Origin of the sequence: Streptomyces sp. NRRL F-2664, assembly GCF_000719345.1 — a bacterium.
GTDB lineage: Bacteria > Actinomycetota > Actinomycetes > Streptomycetales > Streptomycetaceae > Streptomyces.
The window spans coordinates 1-289 of sequence record NZ_JOFX01000502.1 but is presented as its reverse complement, the minus strand read 5'-3'; the positions used below and the strand labels follow the sequence as shown (position 1 = coordinate 289).

General features: G+C 73.7%; 1 protein-coding gene. It reads right to left on the bottom strand.

All coding sequences use genetic code 11. The features are described 5' to 3' along the window. Positions 1 to 289 (bottom strand): hypothetical protein (locus IF89_RS40085; protein ID WP_043195122.1); only part of this gene is annotated, 289 nt, incomplete at both ends.

Here is a 289-nt window from a genome sequence, read left to right as displayed (position 1 = left end):
GACGCGGGTGATGACGGGGCCGTGTCCGGCCAGCGGCCGCCCGTACTCCAGCCCCGTCACCGCCCCGTCCCCGGCAGTGGCCTTGCGGACCAGCCCGTCCTCCAGCTCCAGGACCGCCGTCAGCCGGTGCCCGTCGCCGGAACGCGGGGGTGCGGTGAAGACGACCCGGCCGTCGTCGTAGGCGACGGTAGTGGTGGCGCCGTAGGGGTCGGTGACAGACGTGAGCTGCCAGGTCTCCCCGGCCAGGGCAAAGGCGAAGTCGGTGCGGTTGCCGTGCCGGTCCGCAAAC